Here is a 20,215-nt window from a genome sequence, read left to right as displayed (position 1 = left end):
GAGGCACCGCGGATCGGCCGGCATCTGCCCAGCGAAGCCGCCTGGGAGCACCCGCTCATCGCGTCGTCTGCCAAACCAGCCTCTGGACGACAAGATTAGCGCAGAACCGCGTCGAACTGTGCAATGGGGCACGCCATTCAGACTGACTGCGTGCTACGCGGATGGACTATGGCGCGGCGGACTGGAACGCGAACAGCCACAGGATCGCCCGCTGGCGCGGGCTGCCGCTCCAGCTCACCCGGTAGGTACCGGCACGGTCGACCTGGCGGTAAGCCACCGCGCACTGCACGCCGCTTATCGGCGGCAGTTGCAGATAGCTGTCGATCACGGTGAAACCGTTGTCCGGCACGGCGCTCATCCGGCGTACATTGCCGTCACCCCACCACACCGCGATCAACGTGGCCGGCCCGGTCGTGGTGACCTCGCCGCTGGTCACGCTGAAGCGGTCGGCCGGATCGGAGAGCATGCCCTCCACCGTACGCTTGAGCTTGCCCGCGATGCGCTGGACCAGATTGGGCGCGGGGTAATTCTGGGCGAAATCCTGCAGCACGCCGGCATGGCGGATTTCCACGAAGGGGATGGTGATCTCGCGCTCCGGCTCACCCGGCTTGTCGATGCTGACCGTATGGTGCCGGCCGCCCGGGCCGGCCAGCGACACGTAGGCCTTCACGTCGAAACGGCCCTGGTAGCCGTCGTAGACGGCGGTCGGACCCACCTGGGTCCAGTGCCGCCCATAACTGTCGGTCGGCGCCGCCGCGTTGCTGGCGAAGCCGCCATTGAGCACCAGCAACGCACTGCCCGCCGGCGCGGTGTCGAGCGGCGCGGTCACGGCGGGGCTGCGGCCGCGATGATCGGCCTGCGCCAGCAAGGTGTGGGCGCCGAGCGTAGGCGGCGCGGGAGGAGCTGGCCGGTCGACGCCGGCTGCGGTCAGCGGAATGCAGGCCAGCATGAGCACGCGCCAGGCCCGGCGACCGCCGCGTCGCCGGCCGGACATCACGAGTCGCCAACCTTGGCGTACGGTGCGGCGTCCGAATCGACGGACGCGCCGGCCAGTCGCCGCGCCAGCCGCTTGCTGCCGATGTAGAGCCCGCCGGCCGCCAGCGTGGCGGCGTCGAACAACGGGAAGCGATCCACCGCCGGCGGCACCCAGCCCAGCCGGCGCAGCATGTCGTGGGTGCGATGCAGGAGGGAGTTGCGCCGGGTCGCGCGGGTGTAATAGGTGAAGCTCATGGTGATCGACGGGCCATCGCCGTTCTCGACCATGTGCGGACTGGTCGAGGGCATGTACGCGCCCATCCCGGGTTCCAGCTCGAACACCTGCGCACGCTCGCGATACTCCTCGCGCCACTGCAGCAGCTCGCGCGAATGGGTGCGATGGAAGCGATCGCGCGCATGCTCGCTGACCACCTGCGTGTCGCGATGGTCCCAGACGTAGATCCGCTTGCGGCCGTGCACCTGCAGGATGAAGTTGTGTTCCTTGTCCATGTGGAACGGCGTCACCGCCCCGGGCGAAGTGAGGAAGATCCAGCCGGCGCGATAGCACATGCCCGGGTCGACCGCCTCCACCTGCGGCCGGACCGAGTCGAGTACCTCGTCGACGACGGCGCGGTACTGCGGATCGGATTGCACGTTGAGCAGCGAAGTCCACGCCGCGGCATGCTCGATGTCGCTCAGCGTCGCCTCGACACCCTTGGCGTTGGGATGCAACCGGGGTGCTTCGTTGAACGACGTGCCCGCAGTGGCATCGCCGCTGTGCGAGCGCACGCGGCCACGCGCTTCCAGCCGCTTGCCCAGCTCGACCAGGGCCGGCAACTGCAGCGCGGGGTGCGTCGCCAGATGATGCCGCACGCCCTGTATCCGCCAGGGATCGAACTGATCCCAGGCGACTTCCAGCCACTTGGACGATGGACCCGACATGCCCCCTCCCGCGACCCGCCGGCCGCAAGCTGCGCCACGGAATCGAAGCGGCAGTGTGCCCCGCGCCCCGGCGCCCCGCAAGCTCAGTCGCGACGGAAGCAGAAGCCGTGGTAGCGGTCGACCGAGCAGGCCGGCTCGAACGGAATGCGCATGTGGCGCTCGGTCGTCGACCAGTGGTCGACCACGCTGTAGCCGGCTTTTGTGAACTCGTCGACGAAGGCGCCCACCGCGGAAACCCGGTACGGGCAATTGGCGATGCCGACCCGGCGCCGGGTGACGCGCTGCAGGGTCACGAAGCTGCGCTCGGGGTGCAGCGGCGTCACGTTGACCAATACGTGGCGCGGCGGCGCGCGCAATGGTTGCAGCAACTGCGGCAGCGAGTAGTCGAGGTACTGCAGCACGCCGCTGCAGAGCAGCACGTCGCAACCGTCGGCGTCCTGCGGAGAGTCGGTGAAGCCGAGCTTGCCGGCGCCATCCTCGCGCTCGGCCAGCGCGCGCCCGGCCGCGACCACGGCGGGCACGTCGTGCACCAGCCAGCGCAGGTCATCGGGATACGGCAGGTGGTGGCGGAAACCGAAATAGCTGGTGCCCACGTTGCCGCCCAGGTCGAACAATTTCCGCGCGTCGCCGGCAAACAGTCGCGAGAGCCAGAACAGCACCGGGTAATCCACGATCTGCACACGCTCCAGCCGGTCGGCGTAGAGCTCGCCCGACTGCGGCTGGTCGTAGCTGGTCGGCAACGATGCCGGTGCCCCGGCACGCGCCGCCTCGACACTGGCAAACACGCCGCCGTAGGCATTGCCGGGCAACACGTCGCGGGCAAACAGGTGGCGATAGACCGGCCGCGCGAGCAGACGCACCCCCGGCAATTCCGCCACGCCCAACGCCACACCCCGCAAGCTTGCAGTCAGGCCCCTGGCCATCGTCGCCTCCCGCCGTTTTCGGTGCGTCACGCTAGCACGAGGCAGCGAGGGTGCGCCGCGGCCGCGGCGTCCAGCAGGTATAGTTCCGCACGGCAGCCGGTGCACGGATGGTGCGCGGCACATGGCCCGGCTTGCGGCATTCAAGGGGAAGCACGACGTGGCGCGCGAGACCGATTTTCTCGACCTCTACCGCTTGCTCGGTCTCGAACCGGGTTGTGGCCTGGACGAATTCAAGCACGCGTACCGGCGCCGGGTGTCGGTGCTGCACCCGGACCGTCGCGACGAGGATTCGCGCGGCGTCGCCGCGCAGCGGCTGCAGCAGCTCACCGCGATGTACGGCATGGCGATGGAGTTCCACCGCACGCATGGCCGCCTGCCCGGCGCCGCGGGCGTGCGGCCGTCCCAGCCGCCGAGGGGCGAAGCCGGGTCGGCCGCGGCGACGCAGCGGGTACTCGCGACACGGCGGCGTTCCCGTCGCTGGTTGTTGCTGCCGGCCGCTGCCATTGCGGCGTGGTGGCTGTGGCCGGGCGAACCGCCCGCGCCGCCCGCGGCCCCGCCCGCCGAAACCGTGCAGCCGCCGACGCATCGCGCCACGGCGACAGCGCCGGCGGAACGGCCGGCGTGGGGCCTGGGCATGGATGCCGCCAGCGTGCGCAGCATCGAAGGCGAACCCACGCTGATGGCCAGCGACCAGCGCTGGGAGTACGGCCCATCATGGGTGCGCTTCGAGAACGGCAAGGTGGTCGACTGGTACAGCTCACCGCTGTACCCGCTGCATGTGGCCGCGCACAGCAGCCCGCCGCAGGGCCAGTGAACGCGCGACACGCCGCACTCGCCCTGATCGACCGCGACCACCGCCCGGAGGTGCGTCTGCCGCGACCGGTGCGAACGCCGGTCGCGGTCCGGTTCAACCGCCGGGCTTGTACGGTGCCGGAAAGCCGGGAACCGGCAGCGCGCTGATCGGCACCGGGACGTAAACCGGCGTCGGCGGTGGCGGCGGGTTGCCCTGCACCGTGCCGTCGGTCGTCACGTAGAAGCTGAGTACACCCTTGTGGCTGCTCATGGTGGTGCCGCCCACGCTGATGTTGACGTTGCGCAACCCGGCGTTGGCCGAGGTGGTCACCGTGTAGCCGGTGTCCGGGAGCAGGTCGGTGACCACGTGGTAGGCCGACAACGGCTGCACTCCGTAGACGAGGTTGCCGCTGAGCGCGGTGCCGGGGGCGCCGCTGCTGCTCACCACCACGGCGTTGCCGTCGCTGGCGAGCAGTTCCACGCCGACGATGCCGCCCTGGCCCACCGTCACCGGGCTGGTCGTGGCGACCTTGGCGGCGGTGCCGGACAGGTCGAACACGGTCAGCCATCGCTGGCTGGCGCTGGTGTCGGGCGGGCGCACCTGCACCTGCCACGCCTTGATCGGGTTGTCGCCCGGATACATGCCGACCGTCGTGGTCTTGTTGCCGGTCGGCAGCACGGTGGTCATCGCGCCCACGTACTGGCCGTTGTAGCTGACGTCGAAGCGGTGCTGTCCCGCCGGCGCGCTGCCCGCGGCCGGGTTGGCCGGGAAATGCCAGGCCAGGTACTGGTCGTAGCCAGTGCTGCCTTCGGTGGTGCGGTCGTAGACGACGAAACGGTTCGGACGCAGGTAGACGACTTGCCGCGACCATGCCGACACCGCCGGCCCGGCGGAGAAGGTGCGATACATGTCCTCCAGGTGGGTAGCCAGCATGTAGACGTAGCCGTTGCCGTCCTCGTAGGCCGACACCGCGGTGCGCACGCCATCGTCCTCGGTGGTATTGGCCTCCTGGCCGAAACGCTGCGCCACCGAGCTGCCGCTCATGCTGCGCACGTAGAAGATGTTGTACAGCTGCCGGTTGCCGCTGTACTGGGTACCGTCGAGGTCGCCGTAGTTGTCGTTGAAGATCTTCGTCTCGTCGGCGTTGCCGCCAGGCTCGTGCACCAGCCAGCCGCCGGCATTGACCAGCAGCGGCGAGCCGCCGCGCACCAGCGCGAGGCTGCCCTGGTCGAAGAACTCGTGCCCGGCGGCGGGGTTGTTGGTGTAGGGGCCGGCGCGGAACGACATCCAGCTGGCGGCGGTGGTCCAGTCCGAGCGTGCCGCGACGGCGTTCATGCCCGGCGCGAAATAGGACAGCGGCAAGGTGCTCAGCGCCGCCTTCGGCGCATTCGGATCGATCGCCAGGAACTGCAGCCAGGCCGGCGCATCACTGTACCCGCCGGTGGCCTGGTCGACCGCCGCGAGGTACTGGTTGAACACCGCGACCTTGGGCGATTGCCAGTAGCTCAACGCACCGATGATCTGCTGGAACATGCCGACCGGGGTCGTGCCCGGCGGCGGCGAGGAGGGATCGCCGTTGGAGTGGTTGTCGTCACGGTCGTCGAAGTAGACCAGCGACGGCCAGGTGAAATGCATCGAGTAGTCGGCACTGTCCACCGGGAAGGTATACGGCGCGCTGGCATGCAGCAGGTCCTGCCCGGTGGCGGTCTTCACTTCGCGCGCGGGCAAGCTCATGTTGAGGATGCTCAGCGGCGCGTAGTTGCCGTAACCCTCCGGCCAGCCGCCACCGAGCATGTGCAGGCGATAGTACGGCTGCACCCGCGCGCCGAACTGGTTGCCCAGCCAGTCGGTCCACTGCGCCGGCGCGCTGGGATTTTCGCCGTAGGTGGCCAGCGAGATCACCGCCTTGGCGTGGAAGTAACCGGCGTAGTAGTTGCCGATGGGATTGCCATCGTAGGCAAACGAAGCACACCCGCCGGACTTTTCCCACGCGGCGATCCACGCGTTCGCGGTGGTGTAGATTTGCGTGCGCTGGGACGCGGTCAGCAGGTCGTAGACCCAGTCATAGCCCAGGCCGTAACCCACGCCGTAGAAGCGGATGCCGTAACCGCTGTCGGTGCACGGGTCCCAGCCGTTGCTGCCCGGGTAGGGCATCGACATCTTCATCAGGATGTCGACCGCCTTGGCGCCGTAGGGTGCCGCGGCCGCCGCATTGCTGGACTTCAGCACCTGGTAGCACATGCCTTCGGCCAGCAGCGCCGGCAGATAGGATTCGCCCTGGTAGCCCGAGCCGAGGTTCGGCTTGTCGGGGTACTGGTTGCCGGTGGGATACGCCACCGTGCCGCCGATGTAGGAATCGCAGGTGGCTTTCAGCGCCGTCCATTGCGGCGTGTTCGCCGCCGCGCGCTGGCGCAGCGCGGTCAGCGTGGAGGAGTCCAGAAGCAGCCGTGGATGCGCCGCCAGCGTCACGGCTTGCGGTCGCACCGGCACAGCGCTGAACGCAGCCGCCCGCGGCGCGCCCTGCACCGCGGAGGAATCGCGGCCGATCGACCCGGTCAGCCCGGCTGGCACGCCGACCGCATGCCTTGCAGCGGTGCTGCGGGAGGAGGCACCGGTGGCCGCCACCAGCGGCTGCACACCGACAACGCCACCGACAACGCGGGGGACCGGACGGGGCGTCGCTTCGGTCGTGGTCGCGCGGGCGCGCGGCGCGTTCGCCGGCGGCGCCACCGCGGCAGCATCGACCCGGGTCGCGCGTCGGCTCGTCGCCGCCGCGATGGTGGGGGAGACCCTGGCGTCAGCGGCATTTCCGAGCTTCTCCGCGGCAAGCGGCGAAGGCCTGGCGGGGGCCGCCGGCAGCCTGGCTGGCGCCGGCGCGGCGGCCATCGGACGGTAGGTCAGCGGTCGCGGTTCGTCATCGCGCGCCAGCAGCAGCGATACCGCAGTGAACAGCAGCATCAGCATCACGCCGCCACCGAGCAGCGCGGTACGCGTGCGTTGCGCGCGCAATGATGACGGAGCGGGCATCTCGCCGCTGCCCCGGGTCGGTGCTGCAGGCCTGTTCGGCGCAATCTGATCGGTGCGGGACATGGGGGGAATCCATAGGTAGGCCGATGCCAACGACCCAGCCTCGCCAAGCCGGCGGCTTGAGCTGGGTAGCTGATTATCCTGAATGCCCCGTGCCCGGAAAGCGTATCACCACACAATGCGGCGTCATAGCTGGCCCGGCAGCCATGACGCGCCAACCACGCCGCAGGTCCGGAAGACGGGTTCAAGCTTGCCGGGCCGGCCGGCCCGGAGGGAACCGCCAATCAGCGTGCGCCGCGGCGGAACAGCACCACTTCGACCGTCTGGAACAGGATCAGCAGGTCGAACAGCAGGTTGTGGTTCTTGACGTAGTACAGATCGTACTTGAGCTTTTCCTCGGCATCGGCCTCGGACGCGCCATACGGATAACGCAGCTGCGCCCAGCCGGCCAGACCGGGCTTGAGGCAATGACGCAGATCGTAGTAGCGGATCTTCTGGCCAAGGTCGATCACGAATTGCGGCCGCTCGGGCCGCGGGCCGATGAAGCTCATCTCGCCCTTGAGCACGTTCCACAACTGTGGCAGCTCGTCCAGGCGCACCTTGCGCGTGAAGCGGCCCACCCGGGTCACCCGGTCGTCGTCCTTGTTCGCCCAGCGCGCGATGCCGTCCAGCTCCGCGTCGGTGCGCATGCTGCGGAACTTGATCAGCTGGAACGTCTTGCCGCGTGCGCCGACGCGCTCCTGCCGGTAGAGAATGGGCTGGCCGGCACCGGACTCGATGCGGATGGCCAGCGCCACCAGCAGCATCAGCGGCCAGGTCAGCAGCAGCACCAGCGTGGCGATCAGCAGATCCGAGCAGCGCTTGCTGAAGCGGCGCAGCGGAGTGGCATCGAAGCCGCCGGAGAACACCAGCCAGGAGGGATCGGTCAGCGACAGCTGCACGCGGCCGGACTCGCGTTCGAAGAAGGTCGCCAGGTCGGTCACGTCGATGCCGTTCTGACGGCACTCCAGCAGGTCGCGCATGGGCAGCCCGCCGCGCCGGTCGTCCACGCCGACCACGATCTCGTCCACCTGGCGATGCAGCGCCCAGTCCACCAGCGAACCCTCGGGGCGCACCAGGGACATCGCGCCGACCTGCACCTCCTCGCCCTCGCGCGGCACGAAACCGAGCACGTTGAAGCCGATCCGGTCGGCGTGGCGGCGCATGCGCGTCTGGATCTGCGAGGCACGCTTGCCTGCACCCAGGATCAGCACCCGGCGCTGGAACACCACCGCGTCCACCAGGCGCAGGAACACCAGCCGGAAGCCCATCATCAGGGCGAAGGACAGCAGCAGCGCGATGGTCAGCACGCCGCGGCCGACATAGGCCTGCGGCAGCAGGTAATACATGATGAAGACGCCCACGCCACCGAGCACGAAACCCACGCTCTGGCGCGCCAGCACGCCGAACCAGCTCGTTCGCATGTGCGACTGGTAGTGACCCAGGGCGACCATCGCCAGCAGCATGATCACGGCGAACGCCAGCGAGCGCTCGGGCATGTGGTGGGAGAACTGGGCCAGATCGGCAGGCCGATTGAAATAACGCAGGTACATGGCCGCGTTGAGCGAAAAGCCCAGCAGCACCATGTCCACAGCCGCCAGCAGCAATAGCCAGCGGTTGGCTTTACGACGCAGAAAGCGAAACATCTCCATCCCCCCAACCCTTGCCACTCCAACCAGCATGGCGAACCGACGGCACCGCTTGGCGCTCGCCCCCGCCTGGCGGCGGGCCTGCACCTATACACTAAACTTGTACCGGATACAACCACATCCGTCACAAATTGATGGGTGACCGGCTACGATTCGGCAGGTTCGGCAGGCAGACAGCACGGCATGCCGGCGGCCACCGCAGGGGGGCACACCACGCCAGGCTCCATACCCGCACACATTCCGGCGCCCGGAAACGAACCGGCCCGCCAGTGGCGGGCCGGTGCAAGCGAGTGCAGACCGACGCTCAGAGGATGTAGACGAACATGAACAAGCCCAGCCACACCACGTCGACGAAGTGCCAGTACCAGGCCACCGCCTCGAAGCCGAAGTGATGGTCCTTGCTGAAGTGGCCCTTCAGCACGCGCAGCCAGATCACCGCCAGCATGATCGTGCCCAGGGTCACGTGCAGGCCATGGAAGCCGGTCAGCATGAAGAAGGTCGAGCCGTAGACGCCGCTGCCCAGGGTGAGGTTGAGCTCGTGGTAGGCCTCGATGTACTCGTGCGCCTGGAAGTACAGGAAGGTGGCGCCCAGCAGCACGGTCAGGCCCAGGAACAGCAGAATCCGGCCGCGATGCCCGGCGCGCAGGGCGTGGTGGGCGATCGTCACGGTGACGCTGGAGGTCAGCAGGATCAGCGTGTTCAGCAACGGCAGCCCCCACGCAGGCACCGTTTCGAACGCCCCGCCGATCTTCGCCGGACCATTGCCGCCGTTGGCACCCCAGGCCGCGGTGTAGTCGCTCCACAGGAACTGGTGGGTCAATACGCCATGGCCTTCGCCACCGAGCCACGGCACCGAGAACATGCGGATGTAGAACAGCGCACCGAAGAACGCACCGAAGAACATCACCTCGGAGAAGATGAACCACATCATCCCCATGCGGAACGAGGTATCGACCTGGTGGTTGTAGTCGCCGGCCAGCGATTCGCGGATGACCGAACGGAACCAGCCGAAGAACATCCCCAGCACGCCGATCACGCCGAGGACGAACACCGATTTGCCGAAACCGGTCGCACCCGGCTCGGCGTTGAGCCAGTGCCCGGCACCGAACATGAAGATGAACATGACGACCGCGGCGACGATCGGCCAGTAGCTCTTGGCCGGTACAAAGTAAACGTCGTGTTGCTGACCCATGCTGAGACCCCGTGGATTTCTCTTGATGACTCTGCCCCGCCATGCCGCTCGGGGACCTGCCTGCCGGTCGTGCCGACCCGGGTGATTGAAGTGGAAAGGTGCTGGCGCGGTTATTTCATCAGCAGGATCTGCAGGAACGCCAGCAGATAGAAGCCGATCACTACCGCGACCAGGATCTTCACCGTGCGGCGCACGCCGCGGCGCTGGTCCGCGGCGTGGATGTCGTCAACCGGCTGTGTCATTTCCACGGCTTCCCCGCCGATCAGGCGTGCACGTTGCCGTGCGCCAGCTCTTCGTCATGGATCACCGGCGGCACCGAGAAGGTATGGTGCGGCGCCGGCGAAGGCACGGTCCATTCCAGTCCCTTGGCGCCTTCCCACACGCGGTCGGTGGCCTTCTTCCTGGAGAAGAACACGCAGTGGATCACCACGCCGAGGAAGATCAGCTGCGAGGCACCGAACAGGAAGCCACCGATCGAGCTGACCATGTTGAAGTTGGCGAACGCCACGTTGTAATCGGGGATGCGCCGCGGCATGCCGGCCAGGCCGAGGAAGTGCTGCGGGAAGAACAGCACGTTCACGAACACCACGCTGCACCAGAAGTGCACCTTGCCCCAGAACTCGCTGTACATGTTGCCGGCCCACTTCGGCAGCCAGTAGTAGGCCGCCGCAATGATCGCGAACAATGCGCCGGTCACCAGCACGTAGTGGAAATGCGCCACCACGAAATAGGTGTCCTGGTACTGGAAGTCGGCCGGCACCAGGGCCAGCATCAGGCCGGAGAAGCCGCCGATGGTGAACAGGATGATGAACGCGATGGCGAACAGCATCGGGGTCTCGAAGGTCATCGAGCCGCCCCACATGGTGGCCACCCAGTTGAACACCTTCACGCCGGTAGGCACCGCGATCAGCATGGTGGCGTACATGAAGAACAGGTCCGCGCCCAGCGGCAGGCCCACCGCGAACATGTGGTGCGCCCACACGATGAACGACAGGAACGCGATGCAGGCGAGCGCGAACACCATCGCCTTGTAGCCGAAGATCGGCTTGCGCGCGAAGGTGGGCACGATCTCCGAGATGATCCCGAACGCCGGCAGGATCATGATGTAGACCTCGGGGTGGCCGAAGAACCAGAACACGTGCTGGTACAGCACGGGGTCGCCGCCGCCGCCCGGATTGAAGAAGCTGGTGCCGAAGTACTTGTCGGTCAGCAGCATGGTCACCGCGCCGGCCAGCACCGGCATCACGGCGATCAGCAGGAACGCGGTGATCAGCCAGCTCCACACGAACACCGGCATCTTCAGCAGGTCCATGCCCGGCGCGCGCATGTTGAGGATGGTGGCGATGATGTTGATCGCGCCCATGATCGAGCTGATGCCCATCAGATGGATGGCGAACACCACGTAGGCCAGCGAATCGCTCTGCAGCGACAGCGGCGGATACATCGTCCAGCCGCCGGCCGGCGCGCCGCCCGGCGAGAACAGCGTGGACAGCATCAGCAGGAAGGCGAACGGAAGAATCCAGAACGACAGGTTGTTCATGCGCGGCAGCGCCATGTCCGGCGCGCCCACCATCAGCGGGATCATCCAGTTACCCAGGCCCACGAACGCCGGCATGATCGCGCCGAAGATCATGATCAGGCCGTGCATGGTGGTCAGCTCGTTGAAGAAGTACGGCTGCACCAGCTGCAGGCCGGGCTTGAACAACTCGGCGCGGATGGTCATCGCGAAACTGCCGCCGATGAAGAACATCGTCAGCGCGAAGATCAGGTACAGCGTACCGATGTCCTTGTGATTGGTGGACATGCACCAGCGTTGGAAGAAACTCTTCGGCGCGCCGTGGTGATCATCGTGCTGATCATGGGTGGCTGCGTAGGACATGGCCATGCACCTCTAACCTGTAATGGAATGCGACTGCAACGAAAACGCGGATGGGGTCGGGCTCAGCCCGGCGGAGTGGTCGCCGCGGCAGTGGCCGCCGTGCCCGCGTCAATCGGCGCGGGGGGCGGCAGGGACTTGCCGGAAGCGGCTTCCTGCTCGGCCAGCCACTTGGCGAAGTCCGCCTTCGACTTGGCCACCACCACGATCGGCATGAAGCCGTGGTCCTGGCCGCACAGCTCGGCGCACTGGCCGCGGTACGTGCCCGGCTCCTTGATGTTGGTCCAGGCCGCGTTGACAATGCCGGGGATCGCGTCGAGCTTCCAGCCCAGCGCCGGCACCCACCACGAATGGATCACGTCGCCGCCGGTGATGATGAAGCGGATCTTGGTGTCGACCGGCACCACCAGCGGCTTGTCGACGTTGAGCAGGTAGGTCTGCTCGTCGCCCACCTTGACCGCATACGGGTCCATGCCCGAATCGAGCTGGCGGGTGTCGTCGCTCTGCTTGTCCAGCCTGGACATGAAGCCGACCTTGTCGATCGGCTTGCCCATGTAGCTGACGTAGTCGTAGCGCCACTTCCACTGGTAGCCGGTGACCTTCACCGTCATCTGCGAGCCGGTGGTATCGGCCCAGCTGGTGAGGCCGCCGGTGGCGAGGTAGGCCAGGGTGATCAGGATCAGCACCGGAATCGTGGTCCAGACCACTTCCAGCACGGTGTTGTGCGCCCACTTCTCGGCCACCGCGCCGCGCGATTTGCGGAAGCGGAACATCGCGACGAACATGGCGCCGAACACCAGCACGCCGATCACCACGCAAACCCACAGCGAGATGTTGTTCAGATCGTAGGGGACGTGCGACCAGGTGCTCGCGCCGCGCTCCATGTTCAGCTGCCATGGATGCGGATTCGCCTGCACGGCACCGCCGAACGTCGCAAGGGCAAGGCCCGCCGTCGCCATGATTGATCGCCTGATCCCGCCAGATGTCATGTCTTGCACCTTTGTCATTGCTGTTTGCGCCACGTTCCGGTCGAGCCGGCCAGCAGCACCCTGAGTCGCTTCGCCAGCTCGACGCGTTCCGTTGCCGCCAGAAACGCGCCGATCTCCAGATCGCGGCCGTGCGATGTCAACACCAGGCGTCCATTGCCGGTATCCAGCCGCACGCGCACCCAGCAAGACTGGAAGCGAGTGCAACGCCGGCCCGGCAGCGACTGCACCTCCAGCGACGATTCGTCGAGAGTGATGCGCTCGCAGCGGTCGCCGGCCCGCCAGGCCACGCTCAACGCGATGGCCATGGCGGCGGATTCCACCAGGGCAAACAGCGGAGCAAACACGTTCCCCTGCCACGCCCCCAGTTCTGCCGTTGTCAGCGCCAATGCCACCAGAACCACGATCAGTCGACGCAGGCCGCGGCGGCTGAGCGAGCGATTGGGCTTGAGCCACATCGTCACGCAGGGCAAGCCGGCGCTGGCTGGTCGAAGCACGATCATGGAGATCCGGCGTGCCTGGAACTGCCGGAATGATAGGCCGCGGCGGCGCAGTGGGCAAGAATGTCGCACCCGATTGACTTCGATCAACGCGACCCGTCACCTCGACAGGCACCGCAAGCCATTCGCGCCCGTGCGGCAGATCACCCTGCCCGAGGCGGATTTTCGCGCGTGGCGGCGCGTCCCCACGGCCGGGCACGAAGCGTACAATCGCGGGTTTATTCCATCCCCCACGACCGGCACCGACACGACCGTGACCTCACCCATCCTGAGTCCCGAGCTGCCCGCTCGAACCACACCCGCGCGCGCGCGCATCACTGCTGCCTGGCTGCGCGACGAGACCGAAGCGGTCAACGACCTGCTCGACCAGGCTGCGCTGCCGGCGGAGGAACGCGAACAGGTAGTCGACCGCGCTGCCGCGCTGGTCACCCGCGTGCGTGCGCGGGCGAAGGACCAGAGCGTGGTCGAGTCCTTCATGCGCCAGTACGACCTGTCCAGCGAGGAAGGCATCCTGCTGATGTGCGTGGCCGAGGCGCTGCTGCGCATCCCGGACAAGACCACCACCGACAAGCTGATCCGCGACAAGCTCGGCGACGCCAACTGGCGCAAGCATCTGGGCCGCAGCGAATCGCTGCTGGTCAACGCCTCCACCTGGGGCCTGCTGCTCACCGGCCGGCTGGTCAACCTGGCCGACGGCAGCGGCGACGATTTCAACGGCGCACTGCGCCGGCTGGTCGCCCGCGTGGGCGACCCCGCGATCCGCGCGGCGGTGCGCCAGGCCATGCGCATCATGGGCCACCAGTTCGTGATGGGCCGCGATATCGAGGAGGCGCTCGACCGCAGCCTGAAGAAGGAGAACGCGGTGTTCCGCTACTCCTTCGACATGCTGGGCGAGTCGGCGTTGACCGCAGACACCGCCGAGCGCTACCAGCAGGATTACCGCAACGCGATCGCCGCGCTGGGCGCGCGCGGCCCGTATGCGAACCACACCGACGCGCCGTCGATCTCGGTGAAATTGTCGGCGCTGTTCCCGCGCTACGAAGTGGCCCAGCGCGCACGGGCGCACCAGGCGCTCACCGAAAAGCTGCTGGAGCTGTCGCAGCTGGCGATGAAGCACGGCATCGCGCTGTCGGTCGACGCCGAGGAGGCCGACCGGCTGGAGTTGTCGCTGGACGTGATCGGCGATGTCTTCGCGCACCCCTCGCTGGAAGGCTGGAACGGCCTGGGCATCGTGGTGCAGGCGTACGCCAAGCGCACGCCGTTCGTGATCGACTGGCTGGTGGAGACAGCACTGGCCAGCGGCCGGCGCTGGTACGTGCGGCTGGTCAAGGGTGCCTACTGGGACGCCGAGATCAAGAAGGCGCAGGAGCAGGGCCTGGGCGGCTACCCGGTGTTCACCCGCAAGCCGAATACCGACGTCTCCTATCTGGCCTGCGCGCGGCGCCTGTTCAACGCGGGCGGCAACCTGATCTATCCGCAGTTCGCCACCCACAACGCGCACACCATCGCCGCCGTGCACCACATCGCGCAGGGCCGGCCGTTCGAGTTCCAGCGCCTGCACGGCATGGGCAGCGACCTGTATGCCGAGGTGATCGGCAAGCAGAGCTTCAACGTGCCCTGCCGCGTGTATGCGCCGGTCGGCTCGCACGAGGACCTGCTGCCCTACCTGGTGCGCCGCCTGCTCGAGAACGGCGCCAACACCAGCTTCGTCAACCGCGTGGTGGACGAGGACGTGCCCGCGCGCGAGCTCGTGGCCGACCCCTGCGAGACGGTGCGCGCGTTCGATCACATCCCGCACCCGCGCATCCCGCTGCCGGCCAATCTCTACGGTGAACTTCGGAAGAATTCCATGGGCGTCAACTTTGCCAACGACAACGAACTGAACGACCTCGCCGCCGCGGTCAACGCGCAGCAGGGCCCGTGGGCCGCCGGCCCGTTGGTGCCCGGCGCCAGTAGCCAGGGCCCCACGGTGCAGGTCACCGATCCGTCCGACCGCCGCCGCATCATCGGCAGCTACCTCAGCGCCGACCAGGCCACCGTCGATCGGGCGATGGCCAACGCGGCGGCGGCGCAGGACCGCTGGAACAACCTGCCGGTGGCCAATCGCGCCGCCATGCTCGAATTCGCCGCCGACCAGCTGGAGGCGCGCCGCGCCGAGTTCATCGCGCTGTGCGTGCGCGAGGCAGGCAAGAGCCTGCCCGACGCGATCGCCGAAGTGCGCGAGGCGGCCGACTTCCTGCGCTACTACGCCACCATGGCGCGCCGCCTGTTTGCCGAACCCGAGCAACTGCCCGGCCCCACCGGCGAGAGCAACCAGTTGTACCTGGGCGGTCGCGGCGTGTTCGTGGGCATCAGCCCGTGGAACTTCCCGCTGGCGATCTTCATCGGCCAGGTCAGCGCCGCACTGGCGGCGGGCAACACGGTGATCGCCAAGCCGGCCGAACAGACCAGCCTGATCGGCCATCTCGCCACGCAGCTGCTGCACGAGGCCGGCGTGCCGAAGGAGGTGCTGCAGTTCGTCCCGGGTGACGGCCCCACGGTGGGCGCCGCGCTCACCCGCGACCCGCGCGTGGCCGGCGTGGTGTTCACCGGCGCCACCGAAACCGCGTGGGCGATCAACCGCGCGCTGGCGGCGCGCGACGCGCAGATCGCCGTGCTGGTGGCCGAGACCGGCGGCCAGAACGCGATGATCGCCGACTCCTCCGCGCTGCCCGAGCAGATCGTCAAGGACGTGATCGCCTCGGCCTTCCAGTCCGCCGGCCAGCGCTGCTCGGCGGCACGCGTGCTGTACATCCAGGAAGACATCGCCGACAAGGTGATCGACATGCTCGCCGGCGCGATGGCCGAGCTGAAGGTGGGCGACCCGGGCCTGCTGTCGACCGACGTCGGCCCGGTCATCGATGAGGATGCCAAGGCGATCCTGGTGGCCCACGCCGAACGCATGGACAAGGAGGCGAAGAAGATCGCCGAAGCGCCGATGGACCCGGCCGCCACCGCGCACGGCACCTTCTTCGCGCCGCGCGCCTACGAGATTCCCTCGCTGTCGGTGCTCAAGCGCGAGGTGTTCGGCCCGGTGCTGCACCTGATCCGCTTCAAGGCCAGCGAGCTGAAGAACGTCGTCGACGAGATCAACAGCACCGGCTACGGCCTCACCCTCGGCGTGCACAGCCGGATCGACGCCACCGTGCACTACATCAGCCAGCACGCCCGCGTCGGCAACTGCTACGTCAACCGCAACCAGATCGGCGCGGTGGTCGGCGTGCAGCCGTTCGGCGGCGAAGGCCTGTCCGGCACCGGTCCCAAGGCCGGCGGTCCGCACTACCTGCTGCGCTTCGCCGGCGAACGCACGCTGACCATCAACACCACGGCATCGGGCGGCAACGCCTCGCTGCTGACGATCGGGGAGTAGCAGCCGGGGCTGGGAGCGCGCAAGCGTTCGCCGGACGCTTGCGCCCGCTTGTGCGGCGCGCAAGCGGGCGCCGCCCCCGCCATGTTAGAAAGTCCGGACTGCAGGCCGTCGCGGCCTGCCTGCGTCGGAGCATCGGCACCATGGCACGACCCGCCGGCATGATCGGCCTGCATTCCTCCGCGGCGACGGCAGCGGCGACGGACGATCCGCGCTACACCGCCGCGGAGTTCCCGACCAACAAGCTGTTGTACCTGACCCAGCTCGCCGATGCCTGCGGCATCGACTGCCGCGGCTGGTTCGCCGGTCTGGCGCTCAGCCGCACGCAGCTGGCGGACCCTGCGCTGCGCGTGTCGTATCGCCAGGCTTCCGGTTTCGTGCGGCGAGCGCTGGCGGCACTGCGCGCGGCGGGGGTGGCGGACGCCGGCCTGCGCATCGGCCGCGAAGGCACCGTCGGCGGCTTCGGCCTGCTCGGGTTGGCGATGATGACCTCGCGCACCTTCGGCGAGGCGATGCAGGCGGGCATCGCGCACCACAAGATCTGCGGCTGCCTGCTCGACCTCTCGTTCGAGGCGGTGGACGAGCGCACCGTGGCGATGGTGGCCCTGCCGCTGTTCGAGGACGGCGAACTGCTGCCGTTCTTCTGCGAAGAGCTGTTTGCAAGTTCGACCCTGATCGCGCGCGAGCTGGTCGGCCCGGAGCTGCGTCCGCAGCGGCTGGAGCTGGCCTATCCGCGACCGGCCTACGCCGACGAATACGATGCCCTGTTCGGCTGCGAGTCGCGCTTCGACGCACCGCGTTGCCGGCTGCTGATCGACGTGCAGTGGCTGCCCCATCCGCTGCCCGGCTACAACCCGCTGACCGCGAAGCAGGCGCTGGCGTTGTGCGCGCAGCAACGCACGCCTGACGGTGGCGAGCCGCATCAGGAGATCGTCGCCGCGGTGGAGCGCCTGCTGCGCAGCCGCCTGGCGCAGCAACCCAGGCTCGACGAAGTCGCGCGCACATTGAACCTGAGCGAGCGCTCGCTGCGCCGCAAGCTGGCCGAGAGCGGGCGGATCTTCCGCGAGATCCATGATCGTGTGCGCGCCGAGCGCGCGCTGCAGCTGCTGCAGGCGGGCGCGTTGAGCGTGGCCGACGTCGGCAGCGCAGTGGGCTTCAGCGACCCGCGTGAATTCCGGCGCGCGTTCAAGCGCTGGACGGGCATGCCGCCGCAGGAGGCGCGGCGCCCGCGCTGATCAATCCGGCCGCTTTTCCCCCCGTCGGCTGGCCGCTTTGCCCTCCCCACGGGCGGCGGAATGGGCGAGAGTCGGAGTCATCGCGACGCCGGCACTTCCACGGGGGAATCCAACCATGCGCACACTGCTCATCACCATTGCACTGGCCGCGACGCTGGCCGGTTGCGGCAAGCACGAGACGCCGTCGCAAACCGCCGCCGACAACGGTTTCGAGGCCAAGCTGCAGGAGCAGCTGCTGGACGCCAAGCCCGGCAGCGTGATCGAGATCCCCGCCGGCCACTACCACCTCAAGCGCGGGCTGAGCCTGCGCACCGACGGCGTCACCATCCGCGGTGCCGGCATGGACAAGACCGTGCTCTCGTTCAAGGGCCAGGTGGTCGGCCCCGAGGGCCTGCTGGTCAATGCCAGCGATTTCACCATCGAGAACCTGGCGATCGAGGACACCAAGGGTGATGCGCTGAAGATCAACCAGGGCAGCAACATCACCATCCACGGCGTGCGCGTGGAGTGGACCGACGGCCCGAAGACCACCAACGGCGCCTACGGCCTGTACCCGGTGAAGACGCAGAACGTGCTGATCGAGGACTCGGTGGTGATCGGTGCCTCCGATGCCGGCATCTACGTCGGCCAGTCGGACAACATCATCGTGCGCAACAACCGCGCCGAACACAACGTGGCCGGCATCGAGGTGGAGAACTCCACCCGCGCCGACGTCTACGGCAACACCACCACGCAGAACACCGGCGGCATCCTGGTGTTCAACATGCCCAACCTGTCCAAGGAAGGCCACAGCACGCGGGTGTTCAGGAACAAGGTAATCGCCAACAACCTGGACAACTTCGCTGCCAAGGGCGCGGCGGTGGCCAGCGTGCCGGCGGGTTCGGGCGTGGTGATCAACTCCAACGACAAGGTGGAGATCTTCGACAACGACATCGCCGACAACCGGACCGCCAACATCATCATCGCCAGCTACTTCTCCACCAACTACTACAACACCCGCGGCGTGGCGGCGAACTACAACCCGTACCCGAAGGCGATCTACGTGCACGACAACCGCCTCAAGGGCGGTGGCGATTCACCGGACGGGCTCAAGCTGAAGGCGCTGAAGACCGCGATGTACGGCCTCGGCGGCAACTTCCCCGACGTGTTGTGGGATGGCTACGTCGACACGAAGAACCTGGTCGACGGCCTGCCGCCGGCGAACGACCGCATCTGCATCCGGGGCGTCAACGGCGTGATCAACGCCGACGGCCCGCACGACTACAAGAACCCCAGCAAGGACATGAAGCCGTACGGATGCACGCTGCCCAGCCTGCCCCCGGTGACCTTGAATCCCGAGCCGAAGGTCTGAGGAATGTTCCGGGTATTTTCGGTCTCCGCAGGAGCGCGCCCTGTGCGCGATGCTCTCCGTCACGCCACCCGAAGGCATCGCGCACAAGGTGCGCTCCTGCAGGGTTTCGCGCTGCTGCTGCTCGCGTTGCTGCTGGCCGGCTGCCAGCGCGGCATGCAGCCGGTGGCATTCCATGCCGAAGGCCGCCCGGCCAGGCTCAGCGACTGGCACGTGGTCGAGGTGCATGACGGCAAGCTGCAACTCAACGACGGCGTGGTGCCGTACGACCTCAACACGCCGCTGTTCACCGATTACGCGCACAAGCTGCGCACGATCTGGATGCCCAGGGGCGTCAGCGGCAAGTACCAGCCGGTGGACACGCTCGACTTTCCGGTCGGCACGGTGATCAGCAAGACGTTCTATTACCCCAGACCCGATAAAGGCCGCACCGCCGACGGCAAGTTCAGCGACGTGGCGCGCACCGCGGACTACTCGCGCGACTTCGCCGGCCAAGGCCTGGCGATGGCCAACGTGCGACTGATCGAGACGCGCATCCTGGTGCATCGCCAGAACGGCTGGGAAGCGATCCCCTACGTGTGGAACGACGCGCAGACCGAGGCCACGCTGGCGCGCACCGGCGCGGTGCTGCCGCTGACCCTGGTCGCCGCCAGCGCGCAGGACGGCATCCCGGCACGCGAGAATTTCAACTATGTGGTGCCCGACGAAAGCCAGTGCGCCAGCTGCCACGCGCAGGACTGGATCGATCGCAAGGTGCATCCGATCGGCCCCAAGGCACGGCACATCAACAAGAACTACCCGTATGCCGACGGCGAGCACAACCAGCTCGAGCATCTGGTCAAGGTCGGCTATCTCACCGGCGTGCCGGCGCTGGCCACGGTGCCGCGCGACGTCGATGCCAGCGATCCGAAGGCGCCGCTGGATGCACGCGCCCGCGCCTGGCTGGACATCAACTGCGGGCACTGCCACAACCCGAACGGCGCGGCCAACACCACCGGCCTGTCGCTGATCCACGGCACCCCGGAGAACCACGAGCTGGGCATCTGCAAGCCGCCCACCGCGGCCGGCCAGGGTACCGGCAACCATTTCTTCGACATCGTGCCGGGCCAGCCGGATGCTTCGATCATCCCGTACCGGCTGGCCTCGACCGAGCCCGGCACGATGATGCCGGAGATCGGCCGCAGCACGGCCGACCACGAAGCCATCGCGCTGATCAAGGCGTGGATCGCGGCCATGCCCGGTACCTGCACTGTGCTGCACTGAGCCGACAAACGACCGCCGCGGCGCATCGATCGCGGCCATTCCATGCAACGGGGAGCACGGC

The 20,215-nt window shown here is 67.7% G+C and carries 15 protein-coding genes; 5 read left to right on the top strand and 10 right to left on the bottom strand.

All coding sequences use genetic code 11. From position 1 onward, the window contains the following. Positions 1–166: 166 nt before the first annotated feature. The 3 genes from ACVCL3_RS12860 to ACVCL3_RS12850 all read right to left on the bottom strand — a co-directional run bounded on the left by ACVCL3_RS12860 (position 167) and on the right by ACVCL3_RS12850 (position 2,795). On the bottom strand, positions 167–949 hold the full coding sequence (locus ACVCL3_RS12860) for a hypothetical protein (protein WP_447097925.1): 783 nt from the start codon (positions 947–949) through the stop codon (positions 167–169). 44 nt (positions 950–993) lie between these two features. Next, a complete protein-coding gene (locus ACVCL3_RS12855; protein WP_447101494.1) occupies positions 994–1,917 on the bottom strand; it encodes a cupin-like domain-containing protein in 924 nt (307 codons plus the stop codon). Between the two features lie 83 nt (positions 1,918–2,000). Then, on the bottom strand, positions 2,001–2,795 hold the full coding sequence (locus tag ACVCL3_RS12850) for a TIGR04325 family methyltransferase (protein ID WP_447107232.1): 795 nt from the start codon (positions 2,793–2,795) through the stop codon (positions 2,001–2,003). A 166-nt stretch (positions 2,796–2,961) separates the two neighbouring features. On the opposite strand from ACVCL3_RS12850, the gene ACVCL3_RS12845 reads away from it, so the two are divergent. Beyond that, the gene (locus ACVCL3_RS12845) at positions 2,962–3,654 is read left to right on the top strand and encodes a J domain-containing protein (RefSeq protein ID WP_395120382.1); all 693 of its coding nucleotides are present in this window, start codon (positions 2,962–2,964) and stop codon (positions 3,652–3,654) included. A gap of 93 nt (positions 3,655–3,747) precedes the next feature. Here the strand turns inward: ACVCL3_RS12845 and ACVCL3_RS12840 are convergent, their stop codons facing one another. The 7 genes from ACVCL3_RS12840 to ACVCL3_RS12810 all read right to left on the bottom strand — a co-directional run bounded on the left by ACVCL3_RS12840 (position 3,748) and on the right by ACVCL3_RS12810 (position 12,860). Further along, on the bottom strand, positions 3,748–6,723 hold the full coding sequence (locus ACVCL3_RS12840) for a hypothetical protein (RefSeq protein WP_447101492.1): 2,976 nt from the start codon (positions 6,721–6,723) through the stop codon (positions 3,748–3,750). Positions 6,724–6,944: 221 nt separating this feature from the next. After that, positions 6,945–8,345: a TIGR03013 family XrtA/PEP-CTERM system glycosyltransferase gene (locus ACVCL3_RS12835; protein WP_447097920.1), complete on the bottom strand. Its 1,401-nt coding sequence runs from the start codon at positions 8,343–8,345 to the stop codon at positions 6,945–6,947. 307 nt (positions 8,346–8,652) lie between these two features. Next, positions 8,653–9,540 (bottom strand): cytochrome c oxidase subunit 3, encoded by an 888-nt coding sequence (locus ACVCL3_RS12830; RefSeq protein WP_395120385.1) that lies wholly within the window; start codon positions 9,538–9,540, stop codon positions 8,653–8,655. 110 nt (positions 9,541–9,650) lie between these two features. Further along, the gene (locus ACVCL3_RS12825) at positions 9,651–9,782 is read right to left on the bottom strand and encodes a hypothetical protein (protein ID WP_395120386.1); all 132 of its coding nucleotides are present in this window, start codon (positions 9,780–9,782) and stop codon (positions 9,651–9,653) included. A 20-nt stretch (positions 9,783–9,802) separates the two neighbouring features. After that, on the bottom strand, positions 9,803–11,419 hold the full coding sequence (ctaD, locus tag ACVCL3_RS12820) for a cytochrome c oxidase subunit I (protein ID WP_395121266.1): 1,617 nt from the start codon (positions 11,417–11,419) through the stop codon (positions 9,803–9,805). A gap of 62 nt (positions 11,420–11,481) precedes the next feature. Beyond that, positions 11,482–12,405 carry a cytochrome c oxidase subunit II gene (coxB, locus tag ACVCL3_RS12815; protein ID WP_395120387.1) on the bottom strand — a complete coding sequence of 308 codons (924 nt, stop codon included), beginning with the start codon at positions 12,403–12,405 and terminating at the stop codon, positions 11,482–11,484. 14 nt (positions 12,406–12,419) lie between these two features. Continuing rightward, positions 12,420–12,860 carry a DUF2244 domain-containing protein gene (locus ACVCL3_RS12810; RefSeq protein ID WP_395121268.1) on the bottom strand — a complete coding sequence of 147 codons (441 nt, stop codon included), beginning with the start codon at positions 12,858–12,860 and terminating at the stop codon, positions 12,420–12,422. Between the two features lie 295 nt (positions 12,861–13,155). On the opposite strand from ACVCL3_RS12810, the gene putA reads away from it, so the two are divergent. The 4 genes from putA to ACVCL3_RS12790 all read left to right on the top strand — a co-directional run bounded on the left by putA (position 13,156) and on the right by ACVCL3_RS12790 (position 20,154). Next, a complete protein-coding gene (putA, locus tag ACVCL3_RS12805) occupies positions 13,156–16,311 on the top strand; it encodes a bifunctional proline dehydrogenase/L-glutamate gamma-semialdehyde dehydrogenase PutA (RefSeq protein WP_447101491.1) in 3,156 nt (1,051 codons plus the stop codon). A 140-nt stretch (positions 16,312–16,451) separates the two neighbouring features. Continuing rightward, positions 16,452–17,543, top strand: coding sequence for an AraC family transcriptional regulator (locus ACVCL3_RS12800; protein WP_447097917.1), 1,092 nt, complete (start codon positions 16,452–16,454; stop codon positions 17,541–17,543). A gap of 115 nt (positions 17,544–17,658) precedes the next feature. Further along, the gene (locus tag ACVCL3_RS12795; protein ID WP_447101490.1) at positions 17,659–18,894 is read left to right on the top strand and encodes a parallel beta-helix domain-containing protein; all 1,236 of its coding nucleotides are present in this window, start codon (positions 17,659–17,661) and stop codon (positions 18,892–18,894) included. A gap of 42 nt (positions 18,895–18,936) precedes the next feature. Next, on the top strand, positions 18,937–20,154 hold the full coding sequence (locus ACVCL3_RS12790; RefSeq protein WP_447101489.1) for an SO2930 family diheme c-type cytochrome: 1,218 nt from the start codon (positions 18,937–18,939) through the stop codon (positions 20,152–20,154). The last annotated feature ends 61 nt before the right edge of the window (positions 20,155–20,215 follow it).

Source organism: Rhodanobacter sp. UC4437_H4 (genome assembly GCF_052978425.1).
This window is presented reverse-complemented; position numbering and strand designations above follow the sequence as displayed.

Excerpts from the sequence above, each read along its gene's own strand:
- ACVCL3_RS12860 (WP_447097925.1), bottom strand. The coding sequence starts at position 949 with ATGCTGGCCTGCATTCCGCTGACCGCAGCCGGCGTCGACCGGCCAGCT.
- ACVCL3_RS12855 (WP_447101494.1), bottom strand. The coding sequence starts at position 1,917 with ATGTCGGGTCCATCGTCCAAGTGGCTGGAAGTCGCCTGGGATCAGTTC.
- ACVCL3_RS12845 (WP_395120382.1), top strand. The coding sequence starts at position 2,962 with ATGGCCCGGCTTGCGGCATTCAAGGGGAAGCACGACGTGGCGCGCGAG.
- ACVCL3_RS12840 (WP_447101492.1), bottom strand. The coding sequence starts at position 6,723 with ATGTCCCGCACCGATCAGATTGCGCCGAACAGGCCTGCAGCACCGACC.
- ACVCL3_RS12835 (WP_447097920.1), bottom strand. The coding sequence starts at position 8,345 with ATGTTTCGCTTTCTGCGTCGTAAAGCCAACCGCTGGCTATTGCTGCTG.
- ACVCL3_RS12830 (WP_395120385.1), bottom strand. The coding sequence starts at position 9,540 with ATGGGTCAGCAACACGACGTTTACTTTGTACCGGCCAAGAGCTACTGG.
- ACVCL3_RS12825 (WP_395120386.1), bottom strand. The coding sequence starts at position 9,782 with ATGACACAGCCGGTTGACGACATCCACGCCGCGGACCAGCGCCGCGGC.
- ctaD (WP_395121266.1), bottom strand. The coding sequence starts at position 11,419 with ATGTCCTACGCAGCCACCCATGATCAGCACGATGATCACCACGGCGCG.
- coxB (WP_395120387.1), bottom strand. The coding sequence starts at position 12,405 with ATGACATCTGGCGGGATCAGGCGATCAATCATGGCGACGGCGGGCCTT.
- ACVCL3_RS12810 (WP_395121268.1), bottom strand. The coding sequence starts at position 12,860 with ATGTGGCTCAAGCCCAATCGCTCGCTCAGCCGCCGCGGCCTGCGTCGA.
- ACVCL3_RS12800 (WP_447097917.1), top strand. The coding sequence starts at position 16,452 with ATGGCACGACCCGCCGGCATGATCGGCCTGCATTCCTCCGCGGCGACG.
- ACVCL3_RS12795 (WP_447101490.1), top strand. The coding sequence starts at position 17,659 with ATGCGCACACTGCTCATCACCATTGCACTGGCCGCGACGCTGGCCGGT.